The organism is Rhodococcus sp. WAY2, assembly GCF_009859915.1.
Taxonomy (GTDB): domain Bacteria; phylum Actinomycetota; class Actinomycetes; order Mycobacteriales; family Mycobacteriaceae; genus Rhodococcus_F; species Rhodococcus_F oxybenzonivorans.
Genome location: NZ_CP046572.1, coordinates 5139079 through 5159080 on the forward strand (window position 1 = coordinate 5139079; position 20002 = coordinate 5159080).

17 protein-coding genes are annotated in these 20002 nt (G+C 64.1%); 4 read left to right on the top strand and 13 right to left on the bottom strand.

The genetic code is table 11. The features are described from left to right. Positions 1–16: 16 nt before the first annotated feature. The 4 genes from GFS60_RS23155 to GFS60_RS23170 all read right to left on the bottom strand — a co-directional run bounded on the left by GFS60_RS23155 (position 17) and on the right by GFS60_RS23170 (position 6403). Complete coding sequence (locus tag GFS60_RS23155; RefSeq protein WP_159927478.1) at positions 17–3496, bottom strand: serine/threonine-protein kinase; 3480 nt, start codon at positions 3494–3496, stop codon at positions 17–19. 142 nt (positions 3497–3638) lie between these two features. After that, a complete protein-coding gene (locus GFS60_RS23160; protein WP_201453429.1) occupies positions 3639–4424 on the bottom strand; it encodes a hypothetical protein in 786 nt (261 codons plus the stop codon). Between the two features lie 110 nt (positions 4425–4534). Further along, entirely contained in the window at positions 4535–5917 is a 1383-nt protein-coding gene (locus GFS60_RS23165; RefSeq protein ID WP_159924931.1) for an L-serine ammonia-lyase, read from the bottom strand. Positions 5918–5989: 72 nt separating this feature from the next. Continuing rightward, complete coding sequence (locus tag GFS60_RS23170; protein WP_159924932.1) at positions 5990–6403, bottom strand: glycine cleavage system protein H; 414 nt, start codon at positions 6401–6403, stop codon at positions 5990–5992. On the opposite strand from GFS60_RS23170, the gene GFS60_RS23175 reads away from it, so the two are divergent. Together GFS60_RS23175 and pabB are read left to right on the top strand one after the other, a co-directional pair. Continuing rightward, the gene (locus GFS60_RS23175; RefSeq protein ID WP_159924933.1) at positions 6402–6590 is read left to right on the top strand and encodes a hypothetical protein; all 189 of its coding nucleotides are present in this window, start codon (positions 6402–6404) and stop codon (positions 6588–6590) included. The two genes, GFS60_RS23170 and GFS60_RS23175, sit on opposite strands and share 2 nt — an antisense overlap. A 232-nt stretch (positions 6591–6822) precedes the next feature. Then, positions 6823–8913: an aminodeoxychorismate synthase component I gene (gene pabB, locus GFS60_RS23180; protein WP_159924934.1), complete on the top strand. Its 2091-nt coding sequence runs from the start codon at positions 6823–6825 to the stop codon at positions 8911–8913. 90 nt (positions 8914–9003) lie between these two features. On the opposite strand, the gene folP is transcribed toward pabB, so the two are convergent. The 6 genes from folP to glyA form a co-directional block, all read right to left on the bottom strand. After that, a complete protein-coding gene (gene folP / locus GFS60_RS23185) occupies positions 9004–9870 on the bottom strand; it encodes a dihydropteroate synthase (protein ID WP_159924935.1) in 867 nt (288 codons plus the stop codon). A gap of 73 nt (positions 9871–9943) precedes the next feature. Then, entirely contained in the window at positions 9944–10537 is a 594-nt protein-coding gene (locus GFS60_RS23190; protein ID WP_159924936.1) for a sarcosine oxidase subunit gamma, read from the bottom strand. Beyond that, positions 10530–13394 (bottom strand): 2Fe-2S iron-sulfur cluster-binding protein, encoded by a 2865-nt coding sequence (locus tag GFS60_RS23195; RefSeq protein ID WP_159924937.1) that lies wholly within the window; start codon positions 13392–13394, stop codon positions 10530–10532. Before GFS60_RS23195 ends, GFS60_RS23190 begins: the two co-directional genes overlap by 8 nt. Then, on the bottom strand, positions 13391–13669 hold the full coding sequence (locus GFS60_RS23200) for a sarcosine oxidase subunit delta (RefSeq protein WP_109332682.1): 279 nt from the start codon (positions 13667–13669) through the stop codon (positions 13391–13393). Before GFS60_RS23200 ends, GFS60_RS23195 begins: the two co-directional genes overlap by 4 nt. Positions 13670–13701: 32 nt before the next feature. Then, entirely contained in the window at positions 13702–14937 is a 1236-nt protein-coding gene (locus tag GFS60_RS23205; RefSeq protein ID WP_159924938.1) for a sarcosine oxidase subunit beta family protein, read from the bottom strand. Next, positions 14937–16253, bottom strand: a complete 1317-nt coding sequence (gene glyA / locus GFS60_RS23210) for a serine hydroxymethyltransferase (protein ID WP_374434084.1) — start codon at positions 16251–16253, stop codon at positions 14937–14939. The genes GFS60_RS23205 and glyA overlap by 1 nt, the downstream gene beginning before the upstream one ends. 128 nt (positions 16254–16381) lie before the next feature. On the opposite strand from glyA, the gene GFS60_RS23215 reads away from it, so the two are divergent. Then, the gene (locus tag GFS60_RS23215; protein ID WP_159924939.1) at positions 16382–17053 is read left to right on the top strand and encodes a GntR family transcriptional regulator; all 672 of its coding nucleotides are present in this window, start codon (positions 16382–16384) and stop codon (positions 17051–17053) included. Positions 17054–17246: 193 nt separating this feature from the next. Here the strand turns inward: GFS60_RS23215 and GFS60_RS23220 are convergent, their stop codons facing one another. Both GFS60_RS23220 and purU read right to left on the bottom strand, forming a co-directional pair. Beyond that, on the bottom strand, positions 17247–17420 hold the full coding sequence (locus GFS60_RS23220; protein ID WP_159924940.1) for a hypothetical protein: 174 nt from the start codon (positions 17418–17420) through the stop codon (positions 17247–17249). A 102-nt stretch (positions 17421–17522) separates the two neighbouring features. Next, positions 17523–18371: a formyltetrahydrofolate deformylase gene (gene purU / locus GFS60_RS23225; protein ID WP_109332680.1), complete on the bottom strand. Its 849-nt coding sequence runs from the start codon at positions 18369–18371 to the stop codon at positions 17523–17525. Positions 18372–18582: 211 nt separating this feature from the next. Here purU and GFS60_RS23230 point away from each other — a divergent pair, with 211 nt between their 5' ends. Next, on the top strand, positions 18583–19248 hold the full coding sequence (locus GFS60_RS23230) for a GntR family transcriptional regulator (protein ID WP_374434013.1): 666 nt from the start codon (positions 18583–18585) through the stop codon (positions 19246–19248). A gap of 62 nt (positions 19249–19310) precedes the next feature. On the opposite strand, the gene GFS60_RS23235 is transcribed toward GFS60_RS23230, so the two are convergent. Further along, positions 19311–19952 (bottom strand): cyclodeaminase/cyclohydrolase family protein, encoded by a 642-nt coding sequence (locus GFS60_RS23235; protein WP_159924944.1) that lies wholly within the window; start codon positions 19950–19952, stop codon positions 19311–19313. Between the last annotated feature and the right edge of the window lie 50 nt (positions 19953–20002).

Below are 20002 nucleotides of genomic sequence, written 5' to 3' on the forward strand. Positions count from 1 at the left end.
GGCGGTTAACAAGTACTCACGGGCGCGTCAGCGCACTGTGGAGCACGGTGTCTATGAAGGGCAGCAACACGTCCGGATGCATGGCGGCTCCGCCCTCGTGCAACTGCTCACGCACGGCTTTCAGAACCGATACGACATGGGGTCCGCCGTCGAGGAGGAAGCGTATCAACCCGTGCCGCTCACATTGGGCCACAACAGGAATCAGCGTTTGCTGGGCCTCCTCCTTCCGGCCGGCTGCCCAGAGGCAGGCTGCCAGCAGTCGAGTGGCTCCGAGTCGCGCAAGCTCACGTCCGGTTCCGGCGAGTGCCTGTACCCAATTCTCGGCCAGATCGCACGCGAGGCTGAGCTGCTCAGGATCACCGCTGCGAAGCATCAGCAGGATCGTGGCCTCGTTCTCCATCTCGGCGGTGACCCGTTCGATTCCGTCTGCATGCTCCTGACGTGATCGGCGGGTGAGGGATACGACACCGGAGCGAGGCGGATACCCCAGTCGGGCACGTTCACAGTCCACCGCAGCCCGCAGCCGCGGGAGAGAGTATTTGTTGGCGGTCCGGATGCCTTCATCGAGCCGGGATACCGCGCCGTCATGGTCGCCGCGTATGGACCTGATTCGGGCACTCGCGCAGTAGTGCCGGATCATGAAGTCCGAGGCGCCACCCAGCGCCGCTGCGTCGCTGGTCTCGTCCAGTAATTCTTCAGCCTCGTCGATTCGATTCTGCTGGTAGAGATCCTCGGCGAGCAGTACGCGGGTGAGTCGCGCGTGCTGGGATTGGGTGTTGCCGGCGTCCCGTACGAGATTGAATGCTCGGTGATACAACTCGCTCGCCCCAGCGATGTCGAGTTGTTCGGCTCGGGCCATACCGGCGAAACAGTATCCGTAGGCCACGGCGTAGGGTCCGGTGGCCTTCTGGTGGTATGGGGTCGCCCACACTTGCCGGTCGTAGGCATCACTGAATCGAAACTCGTAGGTGTCGACGATGGTATCGATGAGTGCCGCCATCGACACGACGAAGGGGTGGTGCTCGTGGGCATGGGCCAGGCAGTGAGCGACGAGATCTTTGACACCGGCTGCGCGGTCAGCGGTGATGGTGGTATCAGCCTGCAGCACATCGGCTTCCACCTTCAGTTGGGCGTGTTGGTCGTCGGGGAGGTCGAGTGTGTTCAGGAGCTCGAGTGTCCGGTGTCGGGCCTTCGTTGCAACGTCGAGTTGCTGTAGTTCAGTGTTCGCCCAGCCGATCGTCAACTGCAGGCGCGGACTGGACAACACCAGATCGGGTGGCAGCTTGGCAATCAGGCCGAGGAGCGTGGACATCTGGGACCGATCGAGTAGGTACAAGCTGTCGTTCTCGAGCAGCCGGACTGCTGCAGTTCGGTCACCGGCAGCAAGGGTGTGATCGAGCGCCTCGCCGAGTAGGTGCCGCTCACGGAACCACGCGGCCGCCCTGCGATGCAGTGCCGCGATCCGATCCGGATGGTCACGTTCGAGGCGCTGCCGCAGAATCTGCGCAAACAGGTGGTGGTAGCGGTACCACCTGCGGTCCTCCACTGTTCGGGTGAGAAAGAGGTCGCGGGCGACGACCTGATCGAGCTTCGCCGTCCCATCGGGGACGCCTGTGAGAGCTGAAGCCAGTTCTCCGCAGACCCGGTCCGGTACTGCGGTCGCGAGGACGAAGTCGAGGAAGTCGGGTTCGAGGGCATCGAGTACGTTCTCGGCGAGATACTCGCCGAGTGCGTCGGTCCCGGCGCGCAATTGGCCCAACAAGGTCTCCTGGCCCTCGGATTCCCGCAGCGACAGCGATGCCAGCTGTAGCGCCGCGATCCATCCATCCGTCGAGGCTCGCAATTCCTCGACATCGGAATCGGCCGGAGGGATCTGCATTCGGTCGGTGAAGAACTGCCTTGACTCAGAAGAATCGAAACCCAGTGCTGCGGAGTCGATTTCCAGTAGTTCGTCGCGAACCCGCATACGGCTGAGCGGTAACCCCGACCGGGCACGGCTGGCCACGATGATCTGAAGGTGGTGGCAGGCGTTGTCGAGAAGAAACTCCATCACCGCGATAGATTCGGGCGCGGAGACCCGATGCCAGTCGTCGATCACGGCGACGAGCGGTTCCCCGCTCTCGTGTAGTCGGTTGATCAGGGAAGTGAGCACGAAACGTTCAGTTGCTTGCCCCTGTTCTTCGAGTGATTGACCGAGATCACCGACCAACTCGGCGCGAACCCTCTGGATCGCTTCGACTAGATGCGACAGGAACCAGACCACATTGTCATCGTCACGGTCGACGGTCAGCCATGCCACTGACACTCCCTGGGAAACGAGTTCCTCCCGCCACTGTGCAACCAGGCTGCTCTTGCCGAATCCTGCCGGTCCGTGGACGAGGGTGAGTCTGCGACCCTGGCCGGCGCGCAGTGTGTCGAGCAAGCGGTGGCGCCACACCAGTTTTCGGGACGTCGTGGGTGGACGAAACTTGGTCAGCGGGGAAGGGGGCGTTCGTGGCGCTTGCACCCTGTAGGGGCGCGGACGAGACCGTGGTGCGGCGTCTGGAGGTCGCCATTGTGCCGTTCCGGTGGACTCCGCCCCTCTGTCCGGGAGAGGGGAACGTTGCGGTGGTACCTGCATTCGATCGACAGCCATCTGATGCCTGCGCTCCACGGCGCGAAGTTCGTTGCCGAAATCGGCGGCGCTGTCGAACCGATTCTCCACGGCACGGGCCATGGCCCGTTCCAACGTCGCGCACACGTCCTCTGGTATTCCGGACTCTCGCAGATCCGGGATCGGTTGCGAGGAGATACGGAGGAATTGTGCAACGACCTGTTCACCACTGAGTCGCTCGAACGCGGCGTGCCCGGTGAGCGCGCAAAACAGAGTCGATCCGAGACTGTATACGTCTGACGCGGCGGTCGGCGGTCGGCCTTCGAGGACCTCGGGCGCCGTGAAGGCGGGGGAACCGGTGATCGACCCAGAGGCGGTTTCGAAGCCTCCGGAAACTCGTGCGATACCGAAGTCTGTCAGCTGCGGCTCGTCGTACTCGGTCAGCAGGATATTCGCTGGTTTGACATCCCGGTGCAAGGTACCGACTCGGTGGGCGGTCTCGAGAGCGCCCGCGATCTTTATCCCGAGCCGAACGGTCGGTTCCCATCCGATGGGGCCGGTACTCCGAATCTGCGCGTCCAAAGAGCCGTGCTCATGATAGGGCATGACCAGAAAGGGGCGGTTGCTCCGTGTAACCCCCACTTGATACAGGTCGACGATGTTGGGATGTCCGGACATCCGACCCATTGCTCGTTGTTCGCGCACGAAGCGGGCGAGGTTCTCGTGGTCGAGGTCTGTTGTCAGGACTTTGACGGCGACCGTGCGGTCTACCGCTTCGTGGAGGCAGCGGTAAACGACCCCGAACCCGCCCCGTCCGATCTCCACAGCGTCGTCGAAACCAGCGGCAGACAGTTCGGCCGCGATATCCGGCTCGCGCTGAGTGGCCCACCGGTCGTCCGCCATTGGCATCCACCACCTCTACGCTCTCCCCAGAATAGTCCGCGCATCTTCACGGCGACCCGAAGTAGTGGGACAGAGCGAATGGGAAATGAACGCTTCAGAGTGTCCAGCGGGGGGTGCGCACCGTTGTCGGTGACCAATGAAGTCACAGCGTGGTGGGCGCGGCGACCCCAGCGGTGATGGCGCAGAGGCGATCGGGTCGGCTCGTCGCTGTTGCCTTCGTAGTCGCACGCTCCGAGAGGTCTACCGGGGTGGTTTCCATGTCGTTACGGGCCCGACACCAGGGGGCGATCAGAGTCTCGTAGTGGACCCGAGTGAAGTCGGCCGTGCCGACCAGGTCGGCCAGTGCGACTGCCGCTGCCGCGTCGCGCACCGCGGCCGCCGTATCAGCGCAGAGGCGGTCGTCGAGACGAACGGTGGCGTCGTCCATGTACTCGCGTTCCCATGCCGCATCCTGCGCGCGGTACCAACTCTTGATTCGTCCGGCTTCCCAGGCCGCATCACGGGCAGCGATCCATGCACTGAGTCGCCGGTGACTGCCGACCAGACTCTCGGTGCGGGTCAGTGAGTGAAAGTCGCTGTGCAAAATTTCGGCGACGTCAATGGCGTGCCGGATGACCTGTCGCCAGTTCGGTCCGAAGGCGTGGTTGCACGCATCTTCGGTGACCTCGAACTGATCGAGAATCATCAGCGCCTCGTCGAAAACGTCGACATGCAGGTAGTAGTCACCGGGCAGCCCGCACCGGCGCAGCAGCTGGAACGCGACGAATGCTTCGCCACGAACGGCGGCGCAATGGATGAGAACACCGAGGATCGAGATTCGCAGCTCCGGTGCGTAAGTTCCCCGAGGGGGGACCGGATACCGGCGGACGAACTGCGCGGCTCGCGCTGGAAGGAGCCGGAGCTCGTCGGTGACCACATTCTCCCGCATCACACGCATCCTTCTTTCCAGAAAACCCCTCGGCACGACCGAAGAACCTGGTTACTCGAACTGACAATCATCACTGGTTCCGCGCCGTGTGTGCAGTGTCGAAAACGGTGTCAGCACTCGACGTAGTTGACAGGGACGTTGACCGCGAGCCCACCGGTAGAGGTTTCTTTGTACTTCGAGAGCATGTCAGCGCCGGTCGAGCGCATCGTCTCGATCACCTGGTCGAGGCTGACTCGGTGAGTACCGTCGCCGCGCAGCGCCATCCGCGCAGCGTTGATGGCCTTACCCGCAGAAATGGCGTTACGTTCGATGCACGGAATCTGGACCAAGCCCTCGATGGGATCACAGGTCAACCCAAGGCTGTGTTCCATTGCGATCTCGGCCGCATTCTCGACTTGCTCCGGGGTGCCGCCGAGGATTTCGGCCAAACCGGCCGCCGCCATGGATGCGGCGGAGCCCACCTCCCCCTGACAACCGACCTCGGCGCCGGAAATAGAGGCCCGTTCCTTGTACAGGGAGCCGATGGCCCCGGCAGTGAGCAGGAATTGAATCGCGGTCTTGTCGGGGTCGGCCCTGCCGGCTGGGGTGTAGTGCACGGCGTAGTGCAATACAGCGGGGATGATTCCGGCCGCCCCATTCGTGGGAGCTGTGACGATGCGGCCACCGGAGGCGTTCTCCTCATTGATCGCAAGCGCGACGAGGTTGACCCAGTCTTCGGCGAATTCTGGTGCCCGATATGGATCCTCCCGGTCCAGTCGCAGAAACCAGTCGCGGGCGCGCCGGCGAACCCGCAGTGCACCCGGCAAATACCCGTCGCGCGAGATACCACGCTGCTCGCACTCGACCATCACATCTCGGATGTGTAGCAACTGTTCGTGTATTTCGAGGGTGGACCGTGATTCGTGCTCGATCGAGAGCATGAGGTCGCTGATGCTGCACTCGTAGCGGTCGCAGAGTTCGAGAAGTTCTTTCGCAGATCCGTAATTCAAGCCGCCAGCCGACACGGGGGTGGTTTCGATGCTTTCGGCCTCGGTGACGACGAAGCCACCGCCCACCGAGAAGTAGGTCTCCTTGTGCAGTTCGTCGTTCTCGTCGGCGTAGGCGGTGAGTGTCATTCCGTTGGGGTGGAAGGGCAGGACGGTCAAGGGACGCAGGATGATTTCGTCCTCGGCGAGCGCGATGTCACGGGATCCGCCGAGTGAGATGTGGCGGGTGCTGCGCATGATCTCGAGCCGGCGTTCCATCTCGTCGGTCTCGATATCTTCGGGACGGTATCCCTCGAGTCCGAGTAGGACCGCGGACATCGTGCCGTGTCCGGCGCCGGTTGCCGCGAGTGAACCGTACAGGTCTACCTTCACGTCGACGACGTCCTCGAATGCTCCGAGGGTGTGCAGGTCGGAGATGAATCGTGCGGCGGCTCGCATGGGACCGACGGTGTGCGAACTCGACGGACCGACACCGACGGAGAACAGGTCGAACACGCTAATGGTCATGGAATCACAATCCTGTGTCTGTGCACTTCGAGGGCACGCGGTGGAGGCAGGGACGGCAGCAGGAATGCGCGCTCATATCGCTTCGCTGAGCTCATCGGTGTATTGAGCGGGAGCGAGCAAGTCCTTCGTGGACGATGTGTGGAAGGGCAGGATGGCGAACAACCATCCCGAGTAGTGGGGGTCGCGAGCTACGAGTTGAGGATCGTCGATCGCAGCGATATTGGTCAGCGTGACGAGGCCACTGAGGGGAGCGTACATCGTGACCACCGTCCGCGAGGACGACCAGATCAGTGCACACGGAGCGCCGGCGTTCACTGTGCTCCGTACTGCGGGAAGGTCGAGTCCCACGACATCGAGACCATCGAGAGCGGTTGCAGTGATGCCCGCTCTCAATGGGTAGTCAGACAAGGCTTCTCCCGGTGTAAGCGCCAACCAGCTGTGCGATGAGGTGTACATCCGACCTGTGGGCAACTGCATATCTCCCATGGCTTTTCCTTCGCATGTCGGCGTGGAGGGTGATGCTTGGCCGGCGCAATTCGCCGCAGGTGGAAGCTTTACCGGTGGGGCCATCGAGATCGACGTGCCGACGCGCTGGCTTCCCCAGTTCGCGCAATCTGCAGCGTTGGCCCGAACGTGGACGTCGCTCACCGCACCTCCCGTGGGTACCTGTTGATCACGCTGACCGGACAAAAACAGACGATTGATATATCAGTGATGGACATCACGGTAGATCAGAATGCGGTGGTGGTCAAGTATCGTCTGATGGCTTCTCTGGACGGCCGGGAACTTGTATCGCCGAGCCGATTTTGCGCAAGGTGAGATGATATATCAGTCTTAAGCTCGATGGTATACTAGGCCGAATGGGCGGGTAGCTGAGATAGCAGGCGCACCGAGGAGATCTGTAGATGGTCAGAACCCTGTTGATAGATAACCACGATTCGTTCACCTACAACGTCTTCGAATTGCTCACCGCGGTCAACGGTATGTGTCCGACGGTAGTGACGAATGATGCAACGTGGGAGTCGATCGATTTCACGGCCTTCGACAACGCGGTGATCTCTCCCGGTCCGGGCACGCCGACCAGCATTGCCGACTTCGGTATCAGTGCTCGTGTCATCGCTGAATCAGGACTACCGGTGCTCGGGGTTTGCCTGGGGCATCAAGGATTGTGCGCGTTGTACGAGGCTCGCATTGCTCGGGCGCCCGAGCCCATGCACGGCAGACTCTCCTCCATCGTGCATTCCGGCGAAGACCTTTTCCGCGGGCTTCCTTCGCCGATGAATGTGGTTCGGTATCACTCGCTCGTCGCAGTGGAACTGTCGGAAGAGCTCGAGGTGCTGGCAACGACTTATGACGGACTGGTCATGGCCGTACGGCACCGAAGCAGGCCACTATGGGGTGTCCAATTCCATCCGGAATCGATCTCGAGTGAATACGGACGGGAGTTATTGGCAAACTTCCGGGACCTCAGTGTCCCTGCCGCGGTGCACGTTCACAGGGCCGGCCCAGCTCTCGAACGACGGCCACCGCCTGGTAGTCGGCATCCTCGCCTCGTCGTCGACCATCGTCGGCTGGACCGATATCCGGACGCTGCGCAGCTTTTCGACAGTCTCTTCGGCGGTCGATCGGGCACCTTCTGGCTCGATGGCAGTGTCAAACCGGATCTCGCTTCCCGATTTACCATCATGGGCGACTGCTCAGGACCGTACGGCGAGTACATCACCTACGACCTGAACGCCTCGACTGTCAACGTCAGCCGCAGTAATCTTCGCGACGAGCAGATTTCGGCATCCATCTTCGACTACCTCGAAGCGCAGCTTCGCCTTCGGGCCGTGGAACCGGACCCCGCGCTTCCCTTCGATTTCCATCTTGGCTATGTCGGCTACCTCGGGTACGAGCTGAAAGGAGAAACGGGCGGCGTGCGGGCCCATACCTCCCCGCACCCCGATGCGGCGTTGGTCTTTGCCGATCGAGCTGTGGTGATCGATCACGAACAACGATGTACCTACACGCTCGCATTGAGCCCGACACCGAATGATCGGCGCAGCGAAGCTTGGTTCGCCACGGTCGGCGACGCACTGGAGGATCAGGAGGAGGTCGACGACCGGGATGACCCGCCGATTGTCTTCGCACGTCCGACGGGCGCGGAATTCGAACTACGTCACGGCGAGATGGCATACCGTGCTCTGATCGACCAGTGCCTGGAACTGATCCGGGCCGGTGAGACCTACGAAGTGTGCCTGACCAACACGGCAACCGTCGATGCTGACGTCGGGCCGCGCCGAATCTTCTCTAACATCCTGCGCTTCAATCCGGTGCCCCACGCCGCGCTTCTCTGTTTGCGTGATCTCTCGGTCGTCAGTGCGTCCCCGGAGCAGTTCCTTCGTGTCAGGGCAGACCGGTCGGCGGAGTCGAAACCGATCAAGGGAACCCGTCCGCGCGGTGCCACCCTCGACGAGGACACGGCCCTGATGCATTCCCTCGCCCTGAGCGAGAAAGACCAGGCCGAGAACCTGATGATCGTCGACCTGGTACGCAACGATCTGTCGAGGGTGTGTGCGCCGGGAACAGTGCACGTACCAATCCTGTTCGGAATCGAGACGTATGCGTCGGTTCATCAGATGGTTTCCACCGTTCGGGGTGTGCTTCGCACTGATGTCCATGTCATCGACGCGATACGTGCCTTGTTTCCTGCCGGATCGATGACCGGAGCCCCCAAAATCAGGACGATGGGGATCATCGACGAACTCGAAAGCGGTGCGCGCGGGGTGTACTCCGGTGCAATCGGCTACATTTCATTGTCGGGAACCGCGGACCTGTCGGTAGCGATCCGAACGATGGTGGTTACCGATGCGCACGTTCAATTCGGCGTCGGCGGCGCAATTACCGCACTCTCCGATCAGAGGGAGGAGTACGAGGAGACCCTGGTCAAGGCGGCCTCATCGTGCAAAGTGCTCGAAGTCGACGATCGTACGCCTATCAGCACGGGAAGGTGACCTGTGTGGCCATGGCCGCGGCTCGCGGACCAGGCCACAGGAGCGTCAGTCAACCCATTTCTCCCGCATACTAAGGCGCCCAGTGGAATGTCAACGTCGCACCGTGGCGCCGCGCACACAGGCGAGTACAGCAACGGCATCGACGGTCGCCGCGACGTCGTGGACACGCAGGACGGCGGCTCCGTTCTGCGCGGCAATCAAGGCTGCGGCAACCGAGGCGGCCTGACGGTGGTCGACGCCGCGGCCGGTGATGGTGCCCAGCATGCCTTTGCGGGACAGTCCGGCCATCACGGGAACACCGAGGTCGGTGATCTGTCGGAGCTCGGACAATAGTGCGAGATTGTGGGTGAGGGTTTTGCCGAATCCGAAGCCCGGGTCGACCATGATGTGCTCGAGGGGAATTCCCGCATCGAGGCAAGCGGCGACACGGTCGAGGAGGAACCCGCGCACCTCGGTCACGACGTCGCCGTACTCCGGCGAATTCTGCATCGTGTCGGGATCGCCGCGCATGTGCATCAGGCACACGGGCACGTCCAGCTCGGCGGCGGCGCGCAGGGCGCCCGGAAGTCGCAGGGCGCGAACATCGTTGATCATCGATGCGCCCGCGGTGACTGCGTCGCGCATCACCTCGGGTCTCGACGTGTCGACGGAGATCGGAACCGTTGTGCGTCTGGCGAGTTCCGCGACGACGGGGATCACGCGCGTGATCTCGTCGGCGACAGACGGCGGGCGGGATCCGGGGCGTGTCGATTCGCCCCCGACGTCGAGGAGTTCGGCGCCTTCGGCGACCAGAGTCAAGGCGTGTTCGACCGCGGCAGCGGTGTCGAGGTATAGGCCGCCGTCGGAGAACGAATCCGGGGTCACGTTGACGATGCCGCAGACCAGGGGAACATCGCGTGCGAGAGCATCGAGCAGTCGGTCGGTGCGGGTGGCGGTGAGCGTCGGGGACGTAACCATCCGGGCACTCCTTCACGAAGGGAACACCGGTCCGGTGGACGGGGTCATGCGTCCACCGGGCCGATGCTGTCATTTACACGGGAACGATGCCGAATTCTTCGGCGGCGTCGATCAGCCATTCCGCGAGGTACCGGGCGAACGACGACCGCACGAGGATCCGGTAGTCGGTGCCGGTGCTGTCGAGCGGGATCAGGATGACGCCGGCAAGAGCGAGCATCGTCTGGACCGCGGCGCCAGGCCCGAGGACCTTGGGGTGCAGGTCGATCGAGCAGCCTTTCGCGAGGACGTCTCGGGCGTGGGTTCCGCGCAGGCGCAGGGTGGTGCGCTGTGCGGAGACGTCGATCGCGGCGCCACCGTGTGGGGTCACCGCGCTGCGGAGTTGAACCTCGACCTCTTCGGGCGCCTGGGATCGGGTGGTGATCAGGAACTCGTCGGGGCCGAGCCAGATCGCGGTCGCTGCATCGCCCTCGATGCAGGTGGAGGGCGCGGCGGGCAGGTCCACGCCCAGTATGTTCGATGCCGCAGAGCCGCCCGGCCCGGCCTGGTCCACCCACAGGTCGACCATTGTGACGAACGGTTCCTCGGTGAGGCTCACCGATTCGGGGAGCTCGGAGAATTTCTGGTCCCAGCCGTGCAGGGGGCTGAGGGGGACGAGGGTGTCAGCCATCGCGACGTGCTCCTTCTGGATCAACGAGGACGGAGCTGGTGACCTCGACGGCGACCAGGTTTCCGTTCACCGGGACGTGCAGGGTGTCGCCGAGCCGGGCCCGCCCACCCTTGACGAGGGCAAGTCCGAACGGGCGGCCGAGTTCGGCGCTGAGGTAGCTCGACGTGACGTGGCCGAGCATCGGCACCGGCGGGGGCGGCAGGACGCCGTCGGGGATCTCTTCGATGATCTGCGCGCCCTCGGGCAGCACGGTCTGCTTGTCGAGGGGTAGCAGCCCGACGAACTGCTTGCGCAGCGGGTTCTGGTTCTCCTCACGGGAGAAGGAGCGCTTCCCGATGAAGTCGCGCTTCTTCTTCGACACGGCCCAGCTCATCCCGAGGTCCTGCGGAGTGACCGTGCCGTCGGTGTCCTGACCGATGATCGGGTACCCCTTCTCGGCGCGCAGCACGTGCATGGTTTCGGTGCCGTACGGGGTGATATCGAACTTCTCGCCCGCGGCGATCAGCCGTGCCCAGACGGCGGGTGCGTGCCAGCCGTTGACGTTGACTTCGAAGGCGAGTTCGCCGGAGAAGCTGATCCGCGCGACCCGCACGTGGACGTCGCCGAGGGACGTGTCGCGCCACGCCATGAACGGGAACGCGTCGTTGGTGACGTCGAGGTCGGGGAAGACCTCACCGATCACGTCCCGGGAGCGCGGTCCGACGACGGGGAACGTGGCCCACTGTTCGGTGACCGAGGTGAGCCGCACCCGCAGGTGGGGCCATTCCGTCTGCAGCCATTCCTCCATCCAGTCGAGGATCTTCGCGGCGCCGCCGGTGGTGGTGAAGACCTGGAACCGGTCGTCGTCCAGGCGCATCACGGTGCCGTCGTCGATGACCATGCCGTCGACGCCGCACATGACGCCGTAACGGACCATGCCGACCTTCAGTGTGCTCATCATGTTCGTGTAGACCATGTCGAGCAGCACCCCGGCGTCGGGACCCTGAACGTCGATCTTGCCGAGGGTCGAGCCGTCGAGGATGCCGATGCTGCGGCGCACGGCGGCGCATTCGCGCAGCACGGCGGCATCCATGTCTTCCCCGGGCAGCGGATAGTAGCGGGGACGCTTCCACTGGCCGACGTCCTCGAACACCGCGCCGCGTCCGACGTGCCAATCGTGCAGTGCCGTCACCCGTTCGGGGTCGAAGAGGGCGCCGCGGCTGCGGCCGGCGAGGGCGGCGAACGCGACCGGGGTGTACGGCGGTCGGAATGTGGTGGTGCCCAATGTCTCGATCGGTCTGCCGAGCAGTTCGGCCGTGATGCCGGAGGAGATCACCCCGGAGGTCTTGCCCTGATCGTGTGCGGTGCCGATGGTCGTGTAGCGCTTGATGTGCTCCATCGACGTCATCCCGGCACCGACCGCGCGGGCGAGGTCGGCGACCGTCGCGTCACGCTGCACGTCGACGAACTGGGTGTCCTCGCCGGCGGTGTCGGGCACCCGCCACAACACCAGCGGCGCCAAGCCACTGTCGTTCGCCGCATGACGGTCGACAGTATCGACATCGGTGACGGAGCCCGTGAACCCGAGATTGCGCACGGCAGCGGCGCCCACGTGCTGGCCGTCGCGCAAGCACCCCTGCAGATCGAACACACCGTTCGCGGATCCGGCGACGGAGACTCCGTCAAGGGTCTCGCCGGGGACGAAGGCGCCCAGGTTGTCGTCGTAGCGGAGTTTGCCGCGGGCCTGGGAGAACAGGTGCACGGCCGGGTTCCAGCCGCCGCTGACGAGCAGGACGTCGCAGGCCAGGGGAACCGGGGTGCCGTTGTCTGCGCGTTGTGACACGACGGCGTGACTGATCCGGCCGTTGCCGCGGGTACCGGACACCACCGATGCAGTGCGGATGGTGATGCCCCGCTTGTCGCATTCGGCCTGCCAGTGGGCGGGTGCCTGCTCGCGGGCCTCGACGATCGCGTTGATGCGAACACCGGCGTCGTGCAGGTCGATCGCCGCTTCGTAGGCGCTGTCGTTGGTGGTGAACACGACGGCCTGCTCGCCGACCTTGACGCCGTAGCGGTGCAGGAAGGTGCGGGCACCGTGCGCGAGCATGATGCCGGGGCGATCGTTGTCGGTGAAGACGACGGGACGCTCGTGGGCGCCGGCCGCGACGACGATGTGCCGGGCCCGGATCCGCCACACGCGTTGCCGGCTCAGCGCGGTCGGGGCTTCGGCACCGAGATGGTCGGTGCGACGCTCGAGCGCGAGGACGAAACCGTCGTCGTAGTTGCCGAACGCGGTGGTGCGCTGCAGGTGCAGCACATCCGGGAAGGTGGCGAGCTCGGCGACCGCGGCGGCCACCCAGTCGAGGGCGGGGGCGCCGTCGATGAGGTCGGTGGACCCGAGCAGGTCTCCGCCGGCTTCGTTCTGCTCGTCGACGAGCACCACCCGCGCGCCGGCCCGGGCGGCGGTGAGCGCCGCGGCGAGACCCGCCGGGCCGGCGCCGGCGACCAGGAGGTCGGTGTGGACGTGCGTGGCGTCGTATTTCGCCGAATCGGCGATCGTGGCAAGGCGTCCCTGACCGGGGATGCCGCGGGCGACTAGGCCGTCGAACAACTCGATGGTGGTGGCGAGCAGCATCGGCTCGGGGAACGGCTCTTCGATCTGCACGAGGCCGCCGGTGTCCTCCGCCCACGCCGCGGTGATGCCGCGGGGCCGGCCGAGTTTGATGCTGGTGGTGATCTGGTGGACGCCGTTCGCGAGCAGGGCCGAACCGAGCGTGTCACCGGGGTGACCGGTCAGTTCCCGGCCGTCGAACGTGAAGGTGTAGGAGGTGTCGCGGTCGAGGCGACCGCCCTGGCGGGTGCGGAAGGGTGCGTTCACGATATCGTCGGCTTCTGCTCGTCCAAGCGGTAGACGCTGTGGAATCGGTAGGTGGCGGTGTCACGTACGGCGTTGAACCAGCGCCGGCAGCCGGCGCTGTGGTTCCACCGTTCCGCGAAAAGACCTTTCGGGTTCGCACGGAAGAACACGAAGTGTGCCCATTGTTCGTCGGTCAACGATTCGGGGTCTTCCGGGTACACGACGTGGGCTTCGCCGCCGTAGTGGAACTCGGTTTCCTCACGGGGTCCGCACCACGGGCATTCGATGAGTTGCATGGTGACTCCTGATTTCAGTGCGCGACGGGGGATCAGTGCGCGACGGCCGCAGCGCCGTGCTCGTCGACGAGGGCACCGGTGACGAACCGGTCGAGGCTGAACGGCGCGATGAACTCGTGCGGTTCGTCGTTGGCGATCGTGTCCGCCAGGCACCAGCCCAATCCCGGGGTTGCCTTGAATCCACCAGTGCCCCAACCACAGTTGAGGTACACGTTGTCGTACGGGGTGCGTCCGACAATCGGGGAGGCGTCGGGGCACACGTCGACGATGCCGCCCCAGGTGCGCAGCAGGTGCGCGCGGGCGAAGACGGGGAACAACTCGACCGCGGCCGCCATCTGCCGTTCGATGATGTGGAATGCGCCGCGCTGGCCGTAGCCGTTGTAGGAGTCGACACCGGCGCCCATCACCAACTCACCCTTGTGCGCCTGCGAGACGTAGACGTGGATCGCGTTGGACATCACGATGGTCGGGTGCACGGGCTCGAGCAGTTCGGAAACCAGTGCCTGCAACGGGTGACTCTGCACCGGGGTGCGGATGCCGAGCATGTCGGTGAGCGTCGAGGTGTGCCCGGCCGCGCACAGCGCGACCTGCCCGGCCGCGATGTCGCCGCGGGTGGTGCGCACCCCGGTCACCTTGTTGCCGTCCGTGACGAATCCGGTGACCTCACAGTTCTGGATGATGTCGATGCCCGCCTCGTCGGCGCGGCGCGCGAATCCCCAGGCCACGTAGTCATGTTTGGCGATGCCGGCCCGCGGCTGATACGTCGCGCCGAGGACGGGGTAGCGGATGTCGCTCGAGATGTTCACCAGCGGGCACAGCTTCTTGACCTCGTCGGGTCCGACCCACTCTGCGTCGATGCCGTTGAGCTTGTTCGCCTCCACCCGGCGGACGCTGTCGCGGACGTCCTGCAGGCTGTGCGCGAGATTGAGGACGCCGCGCTGGCTGAACAGGATCGGGTAGTCGAGGTCGTCCTCGAGGCCCTCCCACAGCTTGAGCGCGTGCTCGTAAATCTTCGCACTCTCGTCCCACAGATAGTTCGAGCGGATCAGCGTGGTGTTGCGGGCCATGTTGCCGCCCGCGAGCCAGCCCTTCTCCAGGACCGCGACGTTGGTGATGCCGTGATTCTTGGCGAGGTAGTGGGCGGTTGCCAGGCCGTGTCCGCCGCCGCCGACGATCACGACATCGTACGACTTCTTCGGTTCCGGGTTACGCCACAGGAAGTCGGGGTGATCGGGCAGGTGGGCGCCGGGCGGCTGGGTGGCACTCATCAGTTCGCCTCCGTCAGGTCGGGGTAGAGCGGGAAACGCAGGGCGAGGGCGTCGACGCGGCCGCGGAGTTCGTCGAGATCGGCCTCGTCGGTGGCAGGCCGCAGCGCATAGCTGATGATGTCGGCAACCTCGGTGAACGCGTCCAGGTCGAAACCGCGGGTCGCGAGGGCGGGGGTCCCGATGCGCACACCAGAGCTGACCATCGGCGGCCGCGGGTCGAACGGAACGGCGTTGCGGTTCACCGTGATTCCAACCCGGTGCAGCCGGTCCTCGGCCTGCTTTCCGTCGAGCTCGGACTCGCGCAGATCCACCAGCACCAAGTGGACGTCGGTGCCGCCGGAGACGACGTTGATCCCGGCCTCGCGGGAGTCGGGCTGCAGCAATCGGTCGGCAAGGATCTTCGCCCCGGCGAGGGTACGTTCCTGGCGCTCGCGGAACTCCGGCTCGGCGGCGAGCTTGAACGAGACGGCCTTGCCGGCGATCACGTGTTCGAGCGGGCCACCCTGCTGTCCGGGGAACACCGAGGAGTTGAACTTCTTCGCCAGAGCCTCGTCGTTGGTGAGGATGACGCCGCCGCGGGGACCGCCGAGGGTCTTGTGCGTCGTCGACGTGACCACGTGGGCGTGCGGGACGGGGGAAGGGTGCAGTCCGGCGGCGACGAGTCCGGCGAAGTGGGCCATGTCGACCATGAGGTACGAGCCGACCTCGTCGGCGATGCGCCGAAATGCGGCGAAGTCGAGCTGGCGTGTGTAGGCGGACCAGCCGGCCAGGATCAGCTTCGGGCGGTGCTCACGGGCCAGACGCTCCACCTCGTCCATATCGACCAGGTGATCGTCCTCGCGGACGTGGTAGGCGGCGACGTCGTAGAGCTTGCCGGAAAAGTTCAGCCTCATCCCGTGCGTGAGGTGACCACCGTGCGCGAGGTCCAGTCCGAGGATTCCGTCACCGGGCTTCAGCAGTGCCGCCATCGCGGCGGCGTTGGCCTGCGCCCCCGAATGCGGCTGCACGTTGGCATATTTCGCGCCGAAAAGGTCGGTGAGGCGGTCGATGGCGAGCTGCTCGATGACGTCGACGTGCTCGCAACCGCCGTAGTAGCGGCGTCCGGGGTATCCCTCGGCGTACTTGTTGGTGAGCACCGAGCCCTGCGCCTGCATCACTGCGAGCGGGGCGAAGTTCTCACTGGCGATCATCTCCAGGGTGCCCTGCTGGCGCTCGAGTTCGGCTGCGATCGCCTGGTGGACGGCGGGGTCGAGGTCGGCGAGCTGATCGGTCAGCGTCGGATTGCCTGCCGGTGCGGCTGTCGTGCGGCCGTCGATGTCGAGAGTCAAGAGTTCGCCCTTCTGAGAGATCAGTGACTTGTAGACTGATATATCAACTTGAAGGTAGAGTAGGGTCAGCGATGGATCGCAGTCAAGGCTCTACCGGAAATGTTTGGGAGATGAACATGAGCGTGGCGCAGCCGCCGGTTATGGAAGCTCAATCCGTAAGCGGGACCAATGCCGACCGTGCGTACGAGATCGTGCGCGAACGCCTGGTCATGCTGGACATCCGCCCTGGCGAGCCGATCAATGACGACAGGCTCGCCGAGGAACTCGGATTCGGACGAACACCCGTGCGGGAAGCGCTCAAGCGGCTCGAACGGGAGCGTCTCGTCGTCGCGTACCCGCGTCGCGGCACGTTCGCCACCGCCGTCGACATGACCGACCTCGCCGACATTTCCGAAATCCGTAAGCAACTCGAACCCACCGCGGCCGCCCGCGCGGCACGGAGCGCGTCCCAGGATGCGCGGGCGCGGCTGTCCGTGCTTGCCGACGAGATCGCCGAGATCGACGACAGTGAGGATCCACGCGAAGTCCTGCGCAAGGACGTGCGCGTCCATCGCGAGATCTACCGAGCATCCGGAAATCCTCACCTCGAGGACATTCTTGTCAGCCTCGACGCACACGCCACCCGCATCTGGTGTCTCTTCCTCGATCGGCTGCCGGACGTCGCCGGCCATGTGCGCGAGCACGTAGCGCTGCTCCACGCCATCGTCGACGGGGACGAGGACACCGCCTCGTCCCTCACCCGCGCCCACGTCACCGGCTTCGAGAAAGCCATCCGCGACCTGCTGTAGCGCCATCTCAGGGCGCGCATGAAGCGACGAAACGGGCAACCTTTTCGATGAGTTCGTGGACAGCGACCCGGCATCGATGTGCAATGGGCTGAAGGCTATCGGGACTCAGGTGCTGCTTCCATTCACCGCTGCGGACAGACCACTGTCGTGGGTGATTCGCGACGATGAGCTGAGGGTCCAAGGCTGGACGCTCTCACTCCTCGTGCGGTTGGGTGGCGAGGATGGTCCAGCTGGCGGCTGGATAGGACGCGGCGATCTGCTTGTCGGGAGCGAGGATGCGAAGCGTCCCACCATCGAGCACATGACCGGTGAAACCCGCTGAGTATTCGTCAGTTCTCGTGCCACACTGCACGGACAGTCGTCTCATCGCAGCACCTTTCAGCTCGACGCTTTGCCTAGGCGATCGGATCGGAAATGTGCTGCCGCAGGGAACGTCATGGCTGAGGGACTCTGCGGCAGCCGAAGGCCGTCAGCTGAAAATGACGGTCCTGTGCCCGTGCAGAAGAATGCGATTCTCGCAGTGCCAACGAACAGCCCGAGACAATGCCAGCGCTTCTGCGTCCTGGCCGACGGTGGCGAGTCGGGCGGGATCGTAGCTGTGATCGATGCGGATCACTTGCTGCTCGATGATGGGCCCCTCGTCCAGATCCGGTGTGACGTAGTGGGCGGTAGCCCCGACCTGCTTGACGCCGCGATCGAATGCCTGGTGGTAGGGCTTGGCGCCCTTGAATCCGGGCAGGAACGAGTGGTGGATGTTGATAGCACGGCCGTGTAACTTCCGGCATGCGTCATCGGACAGCACCTGCATGTACCGCGCGAGCACGACCAGGTCGGCGTTGTACTGATCCACGAGTTCGAGGAGCTGTGCCTCGGCCTGCGGTTTGGTCGCCGCCGTCACGGGGATGTGGATGAAGGGCAGACCGGCGGCTTCGGCCATGGGGCGCAGGGTTTCGTGGTTGGAAACCACGGCGACCAGCTCTCCACCGAGATTGCCGGCACGCCAACGAAAAATGAGGTCGTTGAGGCAGTGACCCATCTTCGAGACCATCACGACGACGCGCGGCTCGCTGCAACCGTTGAAGTTGAATGACATACCGAATTTGTCAGCGACACTGCGAAACTCGGCGGTGAGCCTTTCCACGTCGAGGGCGCCCGCCGCGACAAACGATGTGCGAAGAAAGAACGCGCCGTTTTGTGTGTCATCGAACTGCTGGTGTTCGGCGATGTCGCAGTTCTGTTCGAACAAGAAAGAACTGACTGCGTGGACGATTCCGGGCCGCTGAGCGCAGCTGAGCGTCAAGGTGAAGGTTTCGGTCATGTGCGTCTCCTCGGTGCTGGACGCTCTCCCTGGCAACGGCGGCGTCTCGAGTGGATAGCGGGCTTGTTGTTGCGGCGACGAGACCATCGTGTCCCGATGGCTTCAACGGCTAGAGTGTCAGTAGCAGAGAAGTGATATATCAGATGAGTATTAGTATTTCAGGCTGCGCCGAAAGGGTCAAGAGGCGAAGTGGAACGCTAAGATGACGCCCATGGGGCTGCAGGCGATAGAGGTCGATGCCGGCGTGATCTCTCGCGCTGATCGTGTCTATTCCGCGATTCAAGACAAGTTGATCATGCTCGATATCCGCCCCAACGAGGCAATTGTCGAGAGTGCTCTCGCCGAGGAGCTCGGTGTGGGGCGAACACCGGTCCGAGAAGCGCTCAAGAGGCTCGAGGGGGAGCGTCTGGTCATTTCGTTCCCTAGGCAGGGAACGTTCGCCACAGGTGTCGACGTCTCCGACCTCGGTCATATCTCCGAGATCCGGGCTCATCTCGAGCCCGTAGCCGCGCGACGAGCGGCGGAGGCGGCTTCCCCTACCCTCCGCCAGCTGCTTCTCGACATGGCGGACAAGACAGATGGACTCGATGTTTCCGGTATGGAACGGCACGAATTGATGCGATGGGACCTTACGGTGCATCGGACGATCTATCGGGTCGCGCGCAATCCGCATCTCGAGGACGTCCTCGTCCGATACGACAATCTCGCGACCCGAATCTTCTGTCTCTACCTCGAGCGGCTACCGTCGGTGCCCCAGCACGTCGGTGAACACGGGGAGCTTTTGCGGGCTATTGCCAACGGTGACGGTGACCTCGCCGGAGAAATCGCGCGTCAACATGTCATAGGGTTCGAAAAAGCCGTCCGGGCAGTCGTTTAGCGTTCGGAGGACGGGCGATCGGCTTCACCCCCTCGGGAGAGAGCAGTTCACCCACGATGACCTCACTCGCTGCTGGGCGTTCCGACGAGGTTCAATTGCTTTCTCACTCGGGCGGTGACGGCATCGGCGCGGTCGGTGAGGGCATCGACAGTGGCGGCAGTGTCGACGAGGGACTGTCGGATGTTCGCATCGGTGATGCCGGGCAGATTGATCTCGACATTGACCCGAGCTGTTGTGGCTGCCGCTCGGGCCGCCTCTGCGGCAGCCGCGACGTCACTGACGACATTGCGGTTCGCGACCGATACGAGCTCCTCGGCAAGCGCGACCACCACCCATGCTGCATTGATGACCTCGGCCGGAACTCGCGCCGCGCTCACGAGAGCGTTCTCGATCGCTGCCGATCGTGCGGCGATCTCCGCATCAGTGCTCTTGGGAAGCGTGTAGGTGTCGATTACGAAACTGAATGCCGCCATATCGTCCTCGGCAAGCTCCAGTGCCCGCTCGCGGACCGTATCCGCTCCGGTGCACACACGCTCGATCAGAGCGCTGTGTTCGGCGTACCGGTCACCGGTCGTGTATCGAGCCACCATCGCTACGAGCGCAGCGGATTGACCGAGGTGTAGCGCAGCGGTGGCACCACCGCCGGGTGCGGGTACGCGGTCGGCGAGCGACGCGAGAAATGCGCTGATCGTGTCATGTCGCATGAGTGGGTCGTCCTGTCGGTGGGGAAGGGCAGAGATGAAGCAAAGGTCCT